Origin of the sequence: Flavobacterium fryxellicola (assembly GCF_900143245.1) — a bacterium.
GTDB lineage: Bacteria > Bacteroidota > Bacteroidia > Flavobacteriales > Flavobacteriaceae > Flavobacterium > Flavobacterium fryxellicola.
This window is the reverse complement of sequence record NZ_FRDK01000002.1, coordinates 296,683-317,211: the sequence shown is the minus strand read 5'-3', so window position 1 is coordinate 317,211 and position 20,529 is coordinate 296,683. Positions and strand designations below refer to the sequence as shown.

Genomic DNA, 20,529 nt, shown 5'->3' with positions numbered 1-20,529 from the left:
ATTGAAATCGATAGCACGATAGTAGCAACACTAAAAAGTGGAATTTCCTCTAGCATAAAAAATTGCCTAATCTTCATTATGAAAAGTAATCATTTTCTATTTTGCGTACCATGTACCCAAAATTAATTTATCTCTTTAAACTGAAATGACCTTTGACCTCCCTACCATCCTCTAGTTTTATAGTGTACCAATAATCATCAGACGGCAAAGGCTGTCCCGTGACAGTACCGTCCCAACCTTGACTTGCTGGAAGTAGTTGCTTTATAAGTTTTCCATAGCGGTCAAAGATATAGATAATTGAATTAGTATTAAAAGTGGCATTTATTCCTTTAATATTCCAGAAATCATTATAACCATCATTATTGGGCGTAAAATATTTTGGAACACCAATAACAGAAATAGTTTTACTAACCATTCCACATCCATTTTTATCATTAATGTAAACTTCATGTATTCCAGAAGGTACATTATTGAAAAAATTAGAGAACTGAAAAGGTCCATTTGGGTTGTCTAAGCTGAATTCGTACTCACCTCGTCCAATTGCGTTTATCGTTACTGTATTGATAGCACTCAAGTCTACTAGGTCTATCTTTGTTATGGTTGCTATATCTGATGCTGAAACTTTTATGTTTCTCGTTGTGGTGCATCCTGCAAGGGTAATTATTGCAACCGTATAATCACCTTCAGTATTAACATCAAGTGTTGAATTCGTTTGTCCACTTAAGATACTGTTGTTTTTTGTCCATGTATAAGTGTAGTTTGTAGATTCTAAACCGCTCGGAATTCCAGATTCTAATGTTATAAAAAATGCAGGAAGGTTTGAACAAACTATTTTATTTCCTCCTAGATCATCTTTAATAATTGGTTTTGGATTCACGATTAGTTGTAGTAAAGGACTTAAACCGTAACAAGTATTGTCTGCCGTACTTTCCACTCGGACCCAAATAATTTGTTCATTTGGATAGCCTTCATTTCTATATTTTGACGGGTTTTGTATTGCATTATTTTCGGCTAAAGCATCTGCTTCGTTTGTGAAATATTGGATGAAATAGGGAGTTGCCGCAGTGGGAAGGAAGGTAATGATATCTGCGCTAATGCTACTGAAATCAAATGTAGCGATTCCGTCTCTATCGTCATTTATTGTTGTTAAGTCATCACAGGTCGAAAGTATGCGAGTAAACGAAGGTGGGATTTGTGTGGTCGATACTAGTAAATGAAGTTGGGCAATTTTTATGCAACTGTTTGTGTTTTCAACACGTGTCCAAACCTGCATGCTTCCTGCAGTAGTATTTGTAAATGCAATAGGGTCAGCAATTAATTTTTCAGGATCCCCTATTTCTGCACCGATAAGTGAAGTGTAATAGGTAAATTTTGCAGAGGCTGCCTGCGATATTTCGTTGTTTTTTACAGTTAAATTAAAGGCTGTAAATCCATCAGAATCTTCATCGCACTGCACTATTGTCACATTATTTACTAGAGGTAGAGGCGTTACAGTTAGATTAATTTTACTAATGGCTACACACAAAGTAACAGGGCTAAAAGCTTTGACATAAATGGATTGTTGATTAGGGATTGTGTTGTAAAAGAATGGGCCTAGTTCATTCCTATCTATTTCAGCATCATCTTGAGAAATGAAATATCTGAAGATGTAATCGCTAGTACTTTGTGTGTTTAAAATTTCGGAAGTAACTTTGTTTAAATCAAAAGTTGCTTTGCCATTGGTATCAGTTCCGTCCTTCGCATCGTCACAAATTACTACTTCAGTTGTGGGAATATTTATATATTCATTCACTTGAACATAAAACTCTGATGTGGTGAAGCATCCAGTTATTGTGTTCGTAATTCTTGCAAAAAGAGGTTGCGGATTCTGTGAATTTATAAATGATGTTGGATTAAGTATCGGATTTACACTTGTTGTTGCGTCATTTTGATCTTTATGATAACTCACATTAACACCGGTTTGGTATCCTATGATAATTGGAGTATTTTTAGTTAAATCGAATGTCGTAGAAAAGTCGGCTGTTCCATCGCTATCGCATTGAACTATATTTAAGGTTTCCCCCGTTGGTAGATTATTTGTAGGCGAAGAATTGAATGTTGCAGTTCCGGTCCATTGAATTGAAAAATTACTATTGCCTATAGGTCGGTCTATTACTAAAAAATAAGAATCTCCATCAGCTACCGTCAGCCATTTTACAAAACTATTTCCGTTGTTGCCAGGGCCTTCTGCGGTATCAGTCTCTGCTTCATTCATTCCAGTATAATTATTATTCTGCCCCGTTGATGCTGGATTAGTGGTAGAACACCTGACGGCTTGTCCAAGAGCATCGCATGTTTCGTTAGGTCCAAAAACAAAAAAATCAAAATCTTCTCTTATATCAGTACTTTCGGGTACGAGATGAAATCCTAGCGTACCGCCTTTTTTTATCGATATTCTTAACCAAATGCTATTATTCTCCTCACTTGAGCAAGTATTTAAAGCAGATAATTCTTGAGTGCCAATACCGGTTACTGTCAGTCCATCTAAATTTGTATTTCCGCAAACAATAATGGCATCGTTACAGTCACTTTGTGAATAGCTCTTTACAAATGCAAGAAGTAAAAATAAGGGTAGTAAAACTTTTTTTGTCATTAATAAAATTTAAAAAATATTTTTACCTCTTCAAGCTGAAATGCCCTTTAGTTTGTCTTCCATCTTCTAACTTTATGGTGTACCAATAATCATCAGACGGCAGCGGCTGGCCTGTAAAAGTTCCGTCCCAACCTTCACTGGTTGGTATTAATTGTTTCAAAAGCTTTCCGTAGCGGTCAAAGATATAGATTGTAGACTTGGCATTAAAGTTGGCATTAATTCCTTTTACATTCCAAAAATCATTATAACCATCATTATTAGGTGTAAAATATTTTGGAACACCAATAACAGAAATAGTTTTACTAACCGTTCCACAACCATTGATGTCATTAATAAATACATCATAAATTCCAGAAGGGATGTTATTAAATACATTAGATGACTGGAAAGGGCCGGACGGTTCGTTTAAACTATATTCATATTTTCCTTTTCCGCTAACATTCACCGTTACTGTATTTTTATCTGTTAGGTCTACAATATCAATGGTTGTGATCGTTGCAATATCAGATGCTGTCACTTTTATTTTTCTAGTTCTGCTGCATCCGAGAGTTGTAGTTACGTCAACAGTATAATTGCCTTCGACATTAACATCTAATGTAGCATTGGTTTGGCCACTTAAAACAACAGCGTCTTTAGACCAAACGTAAGTGTAATTAGTTGTAGCCGAACCATCTTGAATTCCCGCATCAAGTGTTACAAAAAAAGTGGGGAGATTCGAACATACTAATTCATCCTCACTTCCATCTAAATTTAAATTTATTGGTGGTAATGGATTTACAATAAAAGGTAAAATTACCGAAGCAGTGCAGTTTGCATTTATAGTATTTTCTACTAGAGCAGTTATATCCTGCGTATTGCTAAAAAATGGATTTGGTAGCGGACTAGGTAAGGAAACCCCATCCTTGTCGAAATATGTAACAGTCATTCCTGTTTGCCCTCCTAAAATTGTATTTTGAAAAGTACTGGTGTCAAATCCATATTTCCCGTCTTGCCTTAATGGATCTGCTTCATCATCGCAAACTGTGGTTAGAGGGGTTGCAATTGGGTAAGCTACAGGTAAATCATCCACGATAAAAACGATAGTCGTTGCATCAGAACAGCTCAAAGTGGTTGCGTTCGTTACTACTGCTTTTATGGTTTGAGATTCCGTTGTGAACGTTGGCGGAAAAGGACTAGGCAACAGATTATTATTTTTGTCAAAATAAGTGATGGTCACATTAGTTTGTCCTTTTAATATATCTGATTCTAGGGTAGATGTGTTAAAAGTATATATTCCGTCTTGATTGTCATCGCATTGTCTAGGAACGGTAACCGCATTCGCAAAAGGTAGTTTTTCAACGGTAAGCGATACATAGGGTCCTAAACCATAACACGCATTATCGACATCGCTATCTACTCGACCCCATATTTCCTGCGTGTTTTGATAATTAATATTCCTATAGTTTGAAATATTTGTAATAGCATCGTTTTCCGCTAACGCATCTGCTTGATTACGGTAAAAAGTTACGGTGTAATTACCAACAGGCAACAAAGTTTTTATATCAGTTTCAGCACTGCTAAAGTCAAATGAACTGATTCCATCTCTGTTATCATTGTTTGAATTATTGTTCCCGTTTTTATCTAAGAAATCGTCACATTCCATATACGTTCGCTTGAAGGTGCTTGGAATTTGTGTTGCCAAAACTTTTAAGGTTAATTCCGCTACGCTAAAGCAGCCATCGGTATTCAGTACTCTAGCCCAAACTTTCATGGTGCCAGCAGTAGTGTTGTTAAAAGACAAAGGAGTTGCGATTAAATCCGATGAATTTGCCGTCGTAGCGCCACTAAAAGAGGTATAGTAAGTGAAGTCTTCATTCGCAAAATTACTGGAAATCACATCGTTTTTTACGGTTAGATTGAATGTTGTTATCGCATCTAAATCATCATCACATTGAATAATTGTCACATTAGTAAGGACAGGTAAAGCATAAACGGTTAGCGTAGTATCTGATGAAAGTAGTCCGCAGCTATTCCCAACTTTATTTAGTTGAACTCGATATTTATATCCGTTCATAGTATTTTTTACGCTTGTTATTACTAAAGTATTGGTTGTTGCTCCAGAATATATGACGTTATTAATAATATTATTCCAAGTGGTTCCATCAGTTGAAATTTGCCATTGGTAGGTATTACCACCATTGTCAACTAGTGTAATTGTTGCGTTTTCTAATTCACAAGTTGGATTTATTTGTGGTTGCGTTGTGATTACAATCGGAGCGTCCGTTATGTAATCAGCATTTGGGGTAGAGTACCCAACCCCGCTTGTTACTTGTCCTTTAATATCGATGGTTGGTGGTGCAATCGAACCCAATAATCCATCTCCATTTGGATCCATGAATCCTGCTTCAATAACATCAGAGCATAAATCCCCATCACTATCTAAATCGCGATAATTCTTGATGCCATCCGTATCAGTGTCTGTTCCAAGATTTCCAGTTTCAATTGCATCAGTAATTCCATCATTATCGCTATCTAAATCTAAATAATCGGGTATACCATCGTTATCTGTATCGATTGGGATGAAGCCAGGTTCAAAAGCATTATCTAAACCATTTTTATTAGTATCAGAATTTGATAATGAAACCGAGGCGTTTGCTTGAGATTCAATCGCATCTGGAATTCCATCATTGTCACTGTCACTGTCTAGCTGGTCTGGGGTGCCATCGCCATCGGAATCTTTTGGAACACAGGAAGCAAAAAACTTTAATGTTGATTTGTTGGCATTGCTATCAGATAGATTTTTGTGTGTGAAACTGATGGAGTTGGACAAGTAAGTAAGAAACTTGAATGTTCCTGTTCCCGGCACCAGAGGAGTGCTACTGTTTAAGCGAAATCGTATTTCGAAAGATGAATAGCGTGTCACGCCGCTTTCATAAATACCATCATAATTAGTATCAATCAATAATTGGTTGGTTGGGTTGAGTACCGTTATGGTTTTGTCGACATCTGAATTTATAATATAATCAGAATCTGAATTCAATAAATCTGTTGCATTGGCGCTAGTTACATATTCCATTCCCAAACTTATGGGTTGTGAAAAAGTCATTTTGTAACTTACAAAATTTCCTTTTCCGGCGGGTACTTGCGTAATAAAACTTCCATTGTTATTTCCTGTAAAAGGAGTTGCGCTCGGTGCTGTCGACGTCGAAATGCTTCCAACAAATGAATTGGAATAAAGACCGGTCGCTATATTTCCCCCATTAGGATTAGACGTATTAAGATCTTGATTGCCATAAGATTCCGTACAATTGGTGATTCCGTCATTGTCATTGTCGATATCAATATTGTCGTTTACGCTGTCATTATCTATATCTGTGTCACACGTGCTTACAGGAATCAGATCAGATAAAACAGGAGGAGAACTACAACCAGATATAGTACCCTTTACTTGATAATAACCAGCTTTAGTAGGAATATACGAACTTTTGTTTGAATCGGCTATTGCGCTATTATTAAAGTACCATTCGAAGGTGTCGTACGAAGAAATAGAACTAACTTTTAGGGTAACATTAGGAATACAGGAAGAACTGCCAATGTTAATTTCGTCAGTTATAATTTCGGGTTTTGTATCAAAGCCGGAATAATAACCTCCATAAGTAGCTGCGCTGTTGGAACCAAAATAAGAGACATAGACTTGTTTGGACGAAAAGACGCTTATATTTCCAGTCAAACCAGTTCTAGTGTAGGTTTCATACAGCGCATTCCCAACAACATCTTTTGGAAGGACGCCTACTGGTTGTTTTACTCCATTTATCGCAATTTCTATAGTTGCTCCTTTTTCAGTAACAATATTTAATCCACTGTTTGTGGTAAATGACGTAGATCCTATTTGTTCTATCATTGGAATATTATCAACAATATTTGGAGTAGAACAGTTTAATGGCGGAACAAAAAACATTTCTTGGTTGGCCTGATTCGAACTCCCAACACTTTGGTATGCAAAGACATTTTTATTTGTTTTTACATATAAACTGCGATTAGCAGAATAATTTGTACCATCAAGGATTATGTATTGCCCTGCATTTAGAGGTGTTGTATTAAATGGAATTGTACTTCCATTAAGGTAAATAAAAGTATCATTTTCGTGAGCCACGAGCAAAGGCCTTTCTAAAATATCTAAGCCCAAACCACGAACAAAAATATATTCATTCCCTATTCTTTGTGCAGGTACTATTTGATCAAATCCTAAATCTAAATTACCACTATTGTTTCCATTCGTGCCTCCATAAGAACCGCAATTCATTACAATGGGTTTATTAGATTTTATTAATGCCCCAATTAATCCATCTTTATTAGCGGTACTGATATCTTCCGTAGCTAAAACATAGCTCTGACCTGTATTTAAAGTTACACTAGGAGGAGTGTTTCCTACGGTTGTATTTCCCATTAAGGTTACTCCCGCTTTTATGCCACTAAAATCAACGACCGTATTGTTTTCAGTTGCTAAGACTGATAAAAAAGTATATCTAAAAGTACCGTTACTGGCTGTACCCGTATTGACAAAAGCACCCACCCTAAACTCATTCCCAATAGCTGATATACCTTTTGAAACAAGAGAACCGGCCTGATTGGAATTACCTGCTATTACTCGCGCGGCAACGTAAATTAAATTTTCGGCTTCAATAATAAATCCCTTGTTCGATAACGGAGTATTTAATAAACTAGGGTCTACATGCAGTTGGGTATTTGTTCCAAATCCTACGTTATATTCAACAGGCGAATTTTTTGACACTATGATTTCCGTAATACCAACTCCTAAAGCGTTAATTTTAACCTTTACAGGAATAATACTCGGTGTAGAAATATAGAGATATTGGTCTTGTGCAGCAACCGAATTAGAACCTGATAACGGTGGTATATAATGTGTTTTACTAAATTGAGCAAAGCAGCTTATTGATAAAAAAGTAAAGAAAATAAGTAAAGTTTTTTTCATGCACTAAAAATAGGGAAATTAGTATTATCTTTTTAAAGAAAAATGTCCTTTTATGATTTTTCCATCTGCAAAAGTTAAATTAAACCAATAATCATCCGCAGGTAATGCGGCTCCATTGAAAGTTCCATTCCAGCCATTGCTTGATGCGATCCATTGCTTCAGTAACTTTCCGTACCGGTCAAAAATATATAATGTTGATTTGGGAAGTGTGTCCAAATTTTTAATTTTCCAAACATCATTGTAGCCATCATCATTTGGTGTGAAATAACGCGGGTAATCCAATACGTAAACTACAAAAGGGAATGATGTGCCACAACCATTCTTATCTCGGGCATAAACTAAATATTCTCCTGGAACCATGCCATTAAAAGTGGTATTTTCTTGAAAAAAATCACCGTCAATTGAAAATTCATACTCTCCAATCCCTGTGTACTCAATTGAAATTGAATTTCTGTCGCCAGCAAAATCGTTTGTCTTTATGCCTGTTATCGTAGCGATTCCGGAAAGTATTACTTTATATTTTTTGGTTTTTTGACAGCCTTTCTCATTTGTAACTACTACAGAATACGTTCCTGGAGCATCAATCAAAATACTATTAGTACGGGCTCCTGTGTTCCACAAATAGTTCGAAAAGCCACTATCAACTGCAAGAGAAAGGGTAGATCCTTCACATAAAATCAAAGATTCGTCTTGAAAATTAGGTGGGTCAAATGGGTTTACTTCCAGTTGTATGGGAGTAATTGCATAACAATCGGGTCCATTTAAAATCTTAGCAAAAATGGTTTGTTGATTCGGAATCGTATTTTTAAAAACCGTTGAGAGTTGGTTTTGCGTTGCTATAGCATCCGTTGCGGTCAAATAATATTGAACGACCAATCCCGCTGGTAAACCGGTCAGGATTTGTGCACTTACCTGAGTACTTAAATTAAACTCAGTTAAACCATCTTCAACACCATCGCCGTCACAAGTTACGATGGGATTTTGTTCCGGGATCGTATTATTGGAAATAAGTAGTTTTACTTCCGCAAAGTTTTCACATCCCACAGAATTGGTCACTCTAGCAAATACGGATTGATTCGGTGCCGTATTTTGAAAAGCGGTTGTGTGCCTAATTGGATTCATTTGTGCTTTGGCAGCAGCCAAAGATTCATAATAGACTACCATGCTTAAATTGGGTATATTATTTTTTACAACGGCATCTACTTTTGTCAAATCAAATATAGCGATTCCGTCAGTGTCAGTATCACATTGCAAAAGTGTAGTGTCCCTCAAATCGATTTTTGGAATAGATTCAATTTTTATGTCTTCGGTTGCAATACAGCTGGATGTCAATAGTACTTCAACTTTATAAATACCAGGACTTGTAACAGTATAAGTAGGTGTGGTATCGGATAATTCGATTCCGTTTTTAAACCATTTATAGTTATAACTTGAGGGTAGTTTAGGATCGATAATGTAGCTTTCGCCAAAGCAAATAGCATTGTTTGTGGCTAGCAGCCGATCAGGTCCTAAATCAATTTTTGGCAGAAAACTACCCGCTTCCAGAAATACTGCCGAATCAAAATCAGCATTTTCGTCATCAGCAATAACTAATTTTATATGATAAATTTTGCCAGCAATCACGTTACTTTGGGCATTTAAAACGGTAGTTTGTCCACTGTAATTAATAGGACTAGCGCTACCATTGTACCCTCCAAAAAAATTCTCATTTACAGCCGAACATCCGGGTATTAAACCGCCAGATCCATTGAATGGAGGAATCATTGGATGAACATTTGTTGAGGAAACAGGAATCGTAGAATTGGGTAGGACCGCTATATTTTGATAGGGTGTGGGACTTCCTTTTTCTTTGATTAGAAAAGCAAAACCATCGGAATAAAAGCACGGAAAATAATCTTGGTATTCATTAGAAGCAAAGATATAGTTGAAACTGATAAAATTTGTCAACGGAATAAAATCGAATTCTAGAGTAGTTGCATTAGTGGTCTGGGTTAGATTCAGAGCTTGTTCTAAATCGGAATCCCCTAGCCATCCTGAGTTTCCACCGCCTCTGTTTCTTATAAATGGACCTACCGAATTTTGACTGCTCCAAGTACTCAGCAGGACGCCCTCATTAAAGGGAAAAGTACTGGTTCCTGCATTAAAATAAGCATAACTTTTTTGAATGCCAGAAAAGTTATCTCCAGCAGCCGCAGAGTTTGAAATGATAGCGCAGGAACTATTTACTAAAACATTCTCTACCAGTTGATTCGCTGTATAGGAGTCATTTACTGTAATAGTTTGTGCGGTTGCACCAACTGAAATGCAACAAATGAAAAGATTAAATAGTATTGTTTTTACACCAATCATAGCGCTATAAAGATACTACAAATCTCTATTTTTTAATAATCGATGCGAAAGGAAAATAAAAATCACGGTCCAGCATAAAACAATTATTAGGGATGATAGTTCGACATCATATTTTTTAACATTATCTAATCCAATTTGTGTTCCCAAGTTTTTCACCACTGACAAACGTGTAAATGGTTCAATGATTAAATTCGACATGGATTCCAAAGGAAAAAACTGCATAATGGAGGCCGCTGTGGTGCTTTCTGGAAAAATCTTAAAAGTTAAAATACCTTTTACAATTCCTTCGATAATATTCCAAACCATTAAAAATCCTAGCGCAAAGGCGGAACGTTTTACCAATATTCCTAAAAATAAACAAAACGAAAAGAAACCAACTAATTTCACGAAATAGGCAAGCACGTATTCCAAATCAGAAAATACTATGCTGAATTCCGTGTAAGATGAAAAACTAAATCCTAAAATCAGTGACATTATAAAAATAAAAATGGTAGATACTGATGCAAATAAAACAACGGTTAGAAATTTAGACTGAATAAATTCCGCTTTGCTCATGCCATCAATCAGATTTTGCTTTAGCGTTCCATAACTGTATTCATTTGCCATCATCGACACAATTACGATGGCTAAAAATAGTTTTAGTATTGCTGCAATGTACGTGTTGAAATGCCAAATAAAAGGAAAGTTAAAAATCCCCATCTCAGCTAGGTGAAATTTAAAAATTCCTAAATCAAATTTTATAGAGGCTATTAATGCAATGAAGGTTAAAAGTATAAAGTAGGTCAATGTCAAAACCCGACTGGCTTTGTTTTTCCAAATTTTTTGAAGTTCTATGGAGAGAAGTCGTTTCATAAATTGAGTATTAAGACTTAAGAATTAAAGCTTAAGATTTAGTGTTTTGTAATAAGATTTAAATGTAGCTCGTGAAATAGCTTTACCGATGTTATTTTTTTTGTGTCAATTCTAAAAATTGTTCTTCCAAGCTGTTTTTTCGCTTCACCAAATGATTTAAAACTATGTTTTTTTCAAAAAGGAAACGATTCAACTCTTTTGCTTCCAAATTCTCTTTTAAATAAACCAAAACCTTTCCTTGCTCCTGTACAATATTTTTAGTGGCGGGATGCGTATTTATAACCATCATTAAGTTGGGAATGTCATCTGCCTCGACTTCAAAAAATCCTTCATTAGCTGACATTCCGTCGACTAGACCAGTATATAAAACCACTCCTTTTTGTAGTACTAAAACGTGGGTACATACTTTTTCCACTTCGTCTAATAAATGTGAAGCGAGCAGTATGGTTGTCCCTTTGGATGCAATTTGTTTAATAATATCTCTAATTTGATGAATTCCCTGAGGATCTAGTCCATTTGTGGGTTCGTCCAGAATCAAGATTTCAGGATCATTCAGTAGCGCAGAAGCGATTGCTAATCGTTGTTTCATACCTAATGAAAAAGTACTGAATTTACTATTTTGACGATCTGTCAAACCTACTAATTCTAACTTTTCATTGACTTTGGCGTAGTTAATTCCCTTGATTTTACACACTAACTCTAAGTTTTCCTTAGCGGTCATGTAGGGGTAGAAATTTGGTCTTTCGATAATCGCTCCTACTTTTTTCAGGGCTTGATGTGTCTCCATGGTACCACCAAACCAGCTGTATTCACCAGAAGTTTTGTTGACCACATTTAAGGCAATCCCTAAGGTGGTTGATTTTCCACTCCCATTAGGACCTAATATCCCGTAGACATTGCCTTTTTTTATTTCGAAAGAAACATTTTTTAAAGCTTGGAGTGCGCCATAGCGCTTATTGAGATTTTTGACTGAAAGTATCGTTTCCAAGGGGTTCATCTTTATACATTTTTATATAGGACGAACAAGAACCGATTTTGTTACTATTTAATCAGAATTAGTTTATTTCTCCGATTAATTTACAAAGGATATCCAGTTTTTTTGCAGTGATTGGCTTTTCAATATAGTCTTTTACTATTTGATATTCCTTCGCTTTTTCGATATCAGCAGGGTCAATTGATGAAGTCATAATAAAAATGCAGATCTCTTTTTTTAATGATAATTCAATAAACTCGTCTAGAAACTGCCACCCATCCATCATTGGCATATTGAGGTCGAGTAAAATGGCATCTGGCAGAATTTCGTTGTCAAATTCATTTTTTTTTAGCTCCTCTAACGCATGTTGGGCGTTATTATAAGATTGAATTTCTTCGCAAAACTTATTTTTTGAAATAAGAATGCTCATCAGTTTCACGGTTAATTTGTCATCGTCTATGATGTATGTTAATTTATTTTTCATTTAAATAAATTTTAAAATTCGAACCTAGATCTAGTTCACTTTCTACCTCAATTTTGCCATTCATGGCTTCTAGTTGATTTTTAGTAATAAATAACCCAATTCCTTTAGCATCTTCATTGCCATGGAAGGTTTTATACATACCAAAAATTTTATGTCCATTTTTTTCTAAATCTAATCCTAATCCATTGTCTTTGAAATTTATGATGTTGTAGTTATCAATAAATTCATGCTGTATTTCTAAGGTAGCAGTGCGCTGCGTTGATTTGTATTTTATAGCATTGGTAATTAAGTTGAGTAAAATACTATCTAAATAGGCTGGTATGGCTGTAACCATAAGATCTTCTGGAATGGTGTCCGTTATAATTATTTTACTTTCTTTAATAACTAACCTTAATGCTTTTTTTGTTTTTTCGATTTCGTTTTTTAAACAAATTTCTTTTTTTTCGATATTTGTTTTTTGCTGAATTGTTATTATTTCATTCAAATATTCAATCGATTCAGACAGTTTTTCCGTTCCTTCTTTAAATAATTCAAAATAGGAAAGTTTCTCTTGGATATCATCAGTATTTTCAATCACATCTACTACCATAGATAAATTACTGGTATGAGAACGGATATTGTGGGAAACGATATGTGTAAAGTTATATAATTTATTGTTCTGATTACTAGTGACTTCTAAAAGTTTTTTCAATTCTAGTTCTTTTTCAATTCTGGAAGTTACATTTCGTCCTACACCAATAAAATTGATGAAATTATTGTGATTATCAAAGGCTGTCGTGATATTCAATTCAAACCAATATTTTTCTTTTTTCTGGTTATAATTAAGTACCGTAATTTTTATACTTTCTTGGTTTTCAATCGCTTTTCGCATCAATGATGAGGAAGTTGCGTCCGTTTCAGGACCTTTAGATAGATATCCTGGTTTTTGCCCTAAAACTTCAATCATTGTTAAACCAGTTAGGTCTAAATAGGCTTGATTTGCCCATACTGCGATTCCTTTGTGATTAGCAATTACTATCGTGTCCGTAGTCTCAGATGCTGCAAGTGATAGTAAATTCATTTTGTTTTCAGCATTCTTCCTTTCGCTGATGTCTCTAATGAAACACACTAAATAGGTGATATGATCAACTTGAAATTTCTTTCCAGAGGCTATTTCTACCGGAATTGAATCGCCTGTCTTGGTTTTTATGAAGGTTTCATCAACAGTGTAGTCATTTCTATGTAAATTGTATTTTAGAAAAAAACGGGCTTCCTTTCTAAACTCTTCTGGAAATAATTCTGTGTAATGGATTCCTTTTAACTCAAAGACATGATATCCAGTGAGGACTGACGATCTCGGATTACAATCGGTTATGATGCCATTAGAAGTGTCAATAATGAAGATTGAGTCATTGGCACTAGAAAAAATGGAAGAGAATTTCTCTACATTTAATTGAAGCTGATTAATTAGATTCTGTTCCTTAGTGATGTCCTGAAAAGTGCCTAATAAATTAGCAGGTTTTCCTTGAATCATTTCTACTTTACAAATGCATTCTATATATTTAATATTGTTTTTAGCGGTAGTAATTTGGAATTTATCCTCAAATGAAATTCCTTCATGAATAGCAGTATAAATCCGATTTTTAATCCGGTCTCTGTTTTCTCCTTCGGTATAAAAATTAATTCCGTTTCCATTAACAGGGTCAAAATCAGCAGGAACCTCAAGAATGCATTTTGTCACTGCATCCCAAAAAACGTGATCTGTCTGCACATTCATCTTCCATATACCAATCTTAGCTGATTGCGCAGCCTTGAAGTAGAGTTCAAGTTTATTTGTCATTAGTAGGTTATAAATGTTTTTAAGTAATTTGGGATTTTCAAATATAAAGTATAAATGTTGTCATCCATTTTTTTTAACATTAAATAACCGTTTTTCAGGATGGTAGTGTTAAATATGCTTTTAAATCAGCTTTTATGTTTTTATTTACGGTACAGGGATTATATCTAAGATCTCGGTTTATCTGGTAGTAAACTGTATACGTGATCGTAATCTAGTCCTTGGCGCTTTTCCTAATTGTTGTTTATTAAAATAAAAAAATATAATAAAAGCTGCTCCTTTATTATTGATTTGGGATAATTAGCGCAGGAAATTAAGTCAGCCTAAGCTGCGGCGTGTACTTTTATATTTTTACGATAAACATTATTTTTATCTTTTTTTATTCAAACTTAAAACCTGTACTATTTCAGAGATCTCTCGCCAATAATTTATGAAAACTGATGTCGCGGAGGTCTATTTAAACCTTCAATAATCTTCTTTACTATAATTTTATGGTTCAATAGTAAGTTCGCAGAGGTTTAGTTGAACGCTTGCACTACTCAACAGCTTAATTTGTTGTAATTTTGTTCTAAATTTTTTCAGATGAGTGAGCCAGTAATGATTTTCAAAAAACCATCATATCCTATAAATGACGCTCTTTTGCAGTATTTAGAGCGGTTTGATCGCATATCGAAAGTCTCTATTTTTTATGATGATTTATTGCGATTTTCAGGTTCGGTAACGGTTTATGATAAAAACGATGAGGATACGTTATGGATTCGGGTGTATTATAATGAGTTTGAAAGAGAAGAAATTGATTTGAATTTAAAAAAAATCTATTCGCTATTACACTCAGATGGTAATTTAGGAATTATTAAATTCTTAAATGTGGATTCGATTGATTATTGCACTTTTGGGAACTCAAAGCCTTTTCGAATAAAAGTTAGGAATATCCTTAATGATAATTATACGCATTTTTATATCAAAAAAGCCGATGCTTCCCGTGTTTATGGTTTGGAATTAGAACACATTCTTTCACCTGATAAAATCAATTTTTTGGTTTACCAAGATACTTTAATTGAGGAACACATCATGGGAATTCCAGGAGATGTATTTATTAAAACCTTATTGAAAGATTGTACAGAAACGGAAAAGTCACAGATCGCAAAAGAGTTTGTGAAGTTTAATGAGCGGTGCATGATTCGGTTACTAGGGGATATGCGTTCTTATAATTATGTGATTGTTCCTACGCATGATTTTGACCAAGTTGTCTATAAAATACGCGCCATAGATTTTGATCAACAATGTTACGAAGGTAATTTTAAAGTGTATCGCCCACAGTTTTTTAAAGAAAATTATCCAATGGTTAAATTGGTAAAAGATAAACTTCAAAATAGTTCTATCGAGCAGTACAAAGATGAGGAGCGTTCTGTGCTAGCCAAAAGAATTATTTCCGCTGAAAATAGAATCAATAGATTGTTAGAAATTATGGGAGATGACGAACTTGCACCCGAATCACATTTGCATCAATTACAAATGGAACTGTACAATTATACCAATGATTTGAATTTTAAAAAAGCCAAATCTATGGGAGAAATTATGAATGCAGCATTTGAATTTATTACTCGAAATTTCAAAAGCATTAATTTATTTAAATCAAGAATGTAAGTACTGGTTTGTTTGTATTGGACAAATTAAAATTATTTTAGGTCATGCTACTATTCAATTTACAACATCATACTGCTGACTTGAAAAGTGCAATAGTCTTTTTTTTAAACACAAATAAAAAGGAATCAAGTCTCTTAACTGCTTTCGAATAAGCCCTTGTGATATTGATATTAAGATCAAGTTATTCTGCTATGAAAAAATATTTTTTATTGAGTTTATCTTTTATTTTGATGGGTTGTCAGCAAGAATCAAATTCTTTGACAGCACTTTTTTCTTTGCCTACTAAATTAAAAGAGGTGTCAGGAATAACGTATGTTTCTAGTACCAATTTGTTATGGATATTAGAAGACCGTGGCAACCCAAATGCAATTTATGGTATAAATTCTAATGGCAAAATCGAGAAAACCATAACCATCGAGGACACGAATAATGTCGATTGGGAAGACATCACAAAAGATAAAGAAGGAAATCTCTATATTGGCGATTTTGGAAATAATGACAATGATAGAAAGGATTTGAGTATTTACAAAATTGATAAAAACGCCTTGCAAAGCGAAAGCGTAAAACCCGTGTACAAAATCTCCTTTACTTATCCTGAACAAAAAGATTTTCCACCCAAGAAATCGGAAATGTTTTATGATGTAGAAGGTTTTTTTGAGTTTAAAGATAATTTCTATCTTTTTACAAAAAACAGAAGCAAAGGATTTGACGGAACAGCATTTTTATATAAAATACCCAATGCGCCAGGGGTTCAAGAAGCGGTTTTGATGGGCGAATTTAAAACATGTACAACGTATAATAGTTGTGCAATCACCAGTGCAACCATTAGCCCAAATGAAGAGAAAGTAGCTATTTTAACACATGATAAACTATTTTTATTTGAAAATTTTAAAAATGATGACTTTCTTAATGGCACTAAAACAGTGCTGGAATTAAATCATTTCTCTCAAAAAGAAGCGGCTTGTTTTAAAGACAATGGCCGCTTATTCCTTGCCGATGAAAGAACCAAAAGCAGTGGAGGAAATGTCTATTATGTCAGTCTTAAAATGTTAAAATCCAAATCCTAGACCAAAAGCAATTCGTGCTTCTTCGCCTGCACTTTTAAAATAAGTGATTCGGGCCGTTAATACGTTTAGTCCGTTCAGCCATAAACCACCACCAAATGACTGGTGCCATTTGTTTGAATTTTCACCTTTCTGCCATACTCTACCGTAATCAAAACCACCTAAGACTCCGTAAGACATAGGTATAATGCTCCTTTTTATTTTTCCTAAATTCAAACGAATATCACTACTTTGATAGAAAGATTGGTTTCCTAAAAAGCGTTCATTTCTGAAGCCTCTTAAATCATAATCACCTCCTAAAGTCGTCCCTTGGTAAAATTCAAAATTGTCATTTAATACGGCTTTTCCTTTCAGTATAGTTGCAAATACTACCTTACCGTTGGCATCTATTTTGTGATTAAAATTAAGCTTGCTTTCTAATGCAGGGAAATTTCTTTTGGTATCTTCTAGATTTATTTTCCATGTACCTGCGATACTAAATCCCATTCCCATGGAGGGAAAAGAAGGCACATCATAATTTTCAAAACTGTATTTAAGCATTGCTCCAGCAAATTGTTGGCTCTGGAAAACCGCTGGATTTACACTTGGGGAAAGATCTACAAACCGATTCATAGTTTTTTCGACGGTGATTCTTTCAAAACTGGTTTGTAACTGAATGGTACTACCGTATTGTCCAACTCTTTTAATGGACGGCATTACTTTTAGCATTCGGATGCGAACGCGATTGAAATCCATGCCAAAAGTATCATCCTCATTTACAGTCTCATTTCCGTAACCGAAGTAATTTATCGTAAAATTAGGACTGGTGAAGCGGCTCTCGAAATCAGCATCCCATTTGCCAAATAATTTTGGAAATTTACCATTATAAATAACTTCATATCCTTTTGTAGCAAAGAAATAATTGGTTTTTAAGCTGTGTTTTTGAGTGTATGGATTCTGATGAAAATCGTTAACAATATAACCTGCTACAATGCCTATTTTTATTCCGTCATCAGGATTAAATCCAATATTTGGAAGCCCTGAAAAAGCATTATATTTTGGTTTTTTATAATCATATAAACTAGTTTCGTAGTCGTCTGATAATAAAATTTTACTCTTCGCATCTAATGCATACGTATTAGTCTTGGACTTAAAATCATGAATTTTTATTTTTCTTCCATCTTCAACTATGTAGGAGTCCTGATTTTGACCTCCAATCAATCGGATTTTAATTCCTGATTGTGATTTTCCTTTTACTTCAAAAATATCCTCATCATCTAAACCATAAATCCATATTTTTTTTGTGTTTTTAGCGTTGAAGTTTTTAGTATATTGGAGTTCGTCTCCATCATTTTTAAGGCGAAACACTTGGATTTCGAGTTTGTTTCTTCCTTTATTCTGGATTACAAACTTGTCTTTTTTATCTGTGCCAACAATCAAAACGGTATGTTGTAAAACCGTATAATATTGGGAGGCCGACTGTTGCAATTCTTTTTTCCGAAGTTTTAATTTTCGTTTGATGTCTTGCAATGTCTCATCTTGTACTGCCGCAGGTAAACTGTCAAAGGCTGCCTCTATAGCTTCATCTGATAGGTTATCTTGTATGTATTTTGCTTGTTTGATCCATTCCTTTTCATCTGCCATTTTTATAAAAGCGAGGTCTAAAGGATATGATTCTCTATTCATCAATTTGACGTTTTTCATTTTATCCTCAAAAGATTGCATGTGACGTAATGGTGCACTTTTCATCAATACAAACAGTAACGCGCCATCATATTTTGTAAATGCCTGATCTCGATTTAGCGGAATGGGTTTGTAAATTACTTTTTTGCCTACTTTATATTCTCCCCAGCGCCATTGATCTTCGTGACGATCCCAATCGCCTATAAGCATATCAAATAATCGAGCTTTTATGTACGCACTTTCATCTACTGTGTAATTATCGTCTTTGTGGATGTTTTTCAATACCTCTTTTGTGCTGATGATGGCCAATGGATTACCAAAACTTGCTACTGTCTTTTGGCTATCTGTTGGACGTTCTTCCACCAAGTACAATTCGTTTCCAAATTCAGCGTTAAAAGTTTGCAAAGCACGTTGTTTTGGTATATAATATAAGGTGGGATTCGCATGAGCAACACCTATTTTTGAGGCTAAATTGCCCACAGCAAAGGGCGTATATGGGTGCGCCGTCGTGTAAAAATCAGAAAGTAGATTTTCGGCATACGTATCGTCAAATTCATCTTGGATGTACTGATTCTTGAACGCTACGGATTGGATAAAACGTGTTGTGCTTTTTTTCATAGCACGCATCACATATTCTTTCCCCGTTTTGTCAATGAGTTGTAAAGAATGAGATTGATTTTCACCACCGTTACGTTTTGGTTGTAAACCCCCAAAAAGCGTATCAATTGTAGTGGTTTTGGCCACTATTGGTAGACTGTAATATTTGCGGTAATGGTTTCCGAAGAAGAATCTATAAAACCCTGATTTCTTGGTTTGTTTTGAAGTATAGATACTAGCAGTGGTTGTTTTGGGAAATGATACTGGAAATACTTTTGTGTTGTAATCTTCTTTTTTGTCCAATACCAATTTCTCAAAAAGTAGTTTTTCCGTATTCTTTTCTTGGCCATAAAAAGAAACTTTTGCTGCCCCATTTTCATAGATTGCCAAAGAAGCATACCCATTTCGACCATAGGAAAAATCATTTGGATAGAGTGCTTTAGCAGCCTCAGATTTGGAACCTGCTCCACTAATAATTTGTTTAATCTTATCTTTTTCAATATATTGCAAATTATGATCATGGCCGGATACTACAATAACATTGTCCTGATTTTGAAGTAGTGTTTTTACTCTTTTGATAAAAAGGCCGTATTGCTTATTTTGAATATCTTGGGGACTTGCTCCAGATGTTTTTCGAACAAAATTGATCACAGAACCTAAAATTGGAAGCGGAATCTTTTGTTCTAATGGGAAAAGTTGTTTTTCTAGTGAAAATTGACCTCCATGTGATCCATTGCTCATTAGCGGGTGATGCAGCGCTAGAATTACTGTTTTTTCTTGATTCTTATTCAAAAGGTTTTCAAATTCTTCAAAAAAAGCTTCTCTAGTTTTGATCGTGCAATCATCATTTATTGAAGGGCTTTTGTCCCAATCCTCTAAAAACCATTGGCTGTCGATGGTGATTAAAACCAGATTTTTGTTGATTTCTAAATCATCAATACCGCAACTTTTTCTAGGAAGGAATGATTTCTTATCGTTGAGGTACTCCGTTACAAATTTAGCCTGGCGTTCTAATCCCTTAATTCCGCTATACCAATCGTGGTTTCCGGGAATGAAGAGGGTCTGTCCCTTAAAGTTATTGGATATTAATAATTGGTTTGTTAATTTGCTTTCCGCAATAATTCGTTCATTTGGACTGTCGGTATTTGGTAATCCATTTGGATATATGTTGTCGCCAAGAAATAAAAGTGTAGCATTTTTGTCGGCCTTTTTTATTCGGTTCTCTAATGCGCCGAGCATTTTTGCTGCGGTTTTTGCGTTAGTATTTCCTGCGTCTCCAATTAAATAAAAAGTATGCGCAATTGCTGAACTGTCTGTTGCGTTCTGGGAAACTACATTTTTACTTTTTTTTCCAAACTGAGCATGATGTGTTGCGCACGATTGAAAAAATAACACTGCAATAAAAAATATAAAACCTGCTTTATTGAAGGTAATAAAACACTTATCTAAAAATAATTTCATAATTTAGTATAAAAATAAGT

At 34.8% G+C, this 20,529-nt stretch carries 10 protein-coding genes; 2 read left to right on the top strand and 8 right to left on the bottom strand.

What is annotated here, in order from left to right:
* Positions 1-127 precede the first annotated feature (127 nt).
* From BUA03_RS05035 to BUA03_RS05005, 7 genes are all read right to left on the bottom strand, one after another.
* Positions 128-2,632 (bottom strand): T9SS type B sorting domain-containing protein, encoded by a 2,505-nt coding sequence (locus BUA03_RS05035; protein WP_066078134.1) that lies wholly within the window; start codon positions 2,630-2,632, stop codon positions 128-130.
* A 22-nt stretch (positions 2,633-2,654) separates the two neighbouring features.
* Complete coding sequence (locus BUA03_RS05030; protein ID WP_066078137.1) at positions 2,655-7,604, bottom strand: T9SS type B sorting domain-containing protein; 4,950 nt, start codon at positions 7,602-7,604, stop codon at positions 2,655-2,657.
* Positions 7,605-7,628: 24 nt separating this feature from the next.
* Positions 7,629-9,953, bottom strand: a complete 2,325-nt coding sequence (locus BUA03_RS05025) for a T9SS type B sorting domain-containing protein (RefSeq protein ID WP_066078140.1) — start codon at positions 9,951-9,953, stop codon at positions 7,629-7,631.
* Between the two features lie 15 nt (positions 9,954-9,968).
* On the bottom strand, positions 9,969-10,805 hold the full coding sequence (locus BUA03_RS05020; protein WP_066078144.1) for an ABC transporter permease: 837 nt from the start codon (positions 10,803-10,805) through the stop codon (positions 9,969-9,971).
* A gap of 91 nt (positions 10,806-10,896) precedes the next feature.
* Positions 10,897-11,793: an ABC transporter ATP-binding protein gene (locus BUA03_RS05015; RefSeq protein WP_066078885.1), complete on the bottom strand. Its 897-nt coding sequence runs from the start codon at positions 11,791-11,793 to the stop codon at positions 10,897-10,899.
* A 67-nt stretch (positions 11,794-11,860) separates the two neighbouring features.
* A complete protein-coding gene (locus BUA03_RS05010) occupies positions 11,861-12,262 on the bottom strand; it encodes a response regulator (protein ID WP_066078147.1) in 402 nt (133 codons plus the stop codon).
* Positions 12,252-14,081: a PAS domain-containing sensor histidine kinase gene (locus BUA03_RS05005; RefSeq protein WP_066078149.1), complete on the bottom strand. Its 1,830-nt coding sequence runs from the start codon at positions 14,079-14,081 to the stop codon at positions 12,252-12,254. The genes BUA03_RS05010 and BUA03_RS05005 overlap by 11 nt, the downstream gene beginning before the upstream one ends.
* Before the next feature lie 579 nt (positions 14,082-14,660).
* On the opposite strand from BUA03_RS05005, the gene BUA03_RS05000 reads away from it, so the two are divergent.
* Positions 14,661-15,725, top strand: coding sequence for a hypothetical protein (locus tag BUA03_RS05000; RefSeq protein WP_066078152.1), 1,065 nt, complete (start codon positions 14,661-14,663; stop codon positions 15,723-15,725).
* A 191-nt stretch (positions 15,726-15,916) separates the two neighbouring features.
* On the top strand, positions 15,917-16,792 hold the full coding sequence (locus BUA03_RS04995) for an esterase-like activity of phytase family protein (protein WP_066078154.1): 876 nt from the start codon (positions 15,917-15,919) through the stop codon (positions 16,790-16,792).
* Here BUA03_RS04995 and BUA03_RS04990 read toward each other — a convergent pair.
* A complete protein-coding gene (locus tag BUA03_RS04990) occupies positions 16,775-20,509 on the bottom strand; it encodes a metallophosphoesterase (RefSeq protein ID WP_066078157.1) in 3,735 nt (1,244 codons plus the stop codon). The two genes, BUA03_RS04995 and BUA03_RS04990, sit on opposite strands and share 18 nt — an antisense overlap.
* Positions 20,510-20,529 lie beyond the last annotated feature (20 nt).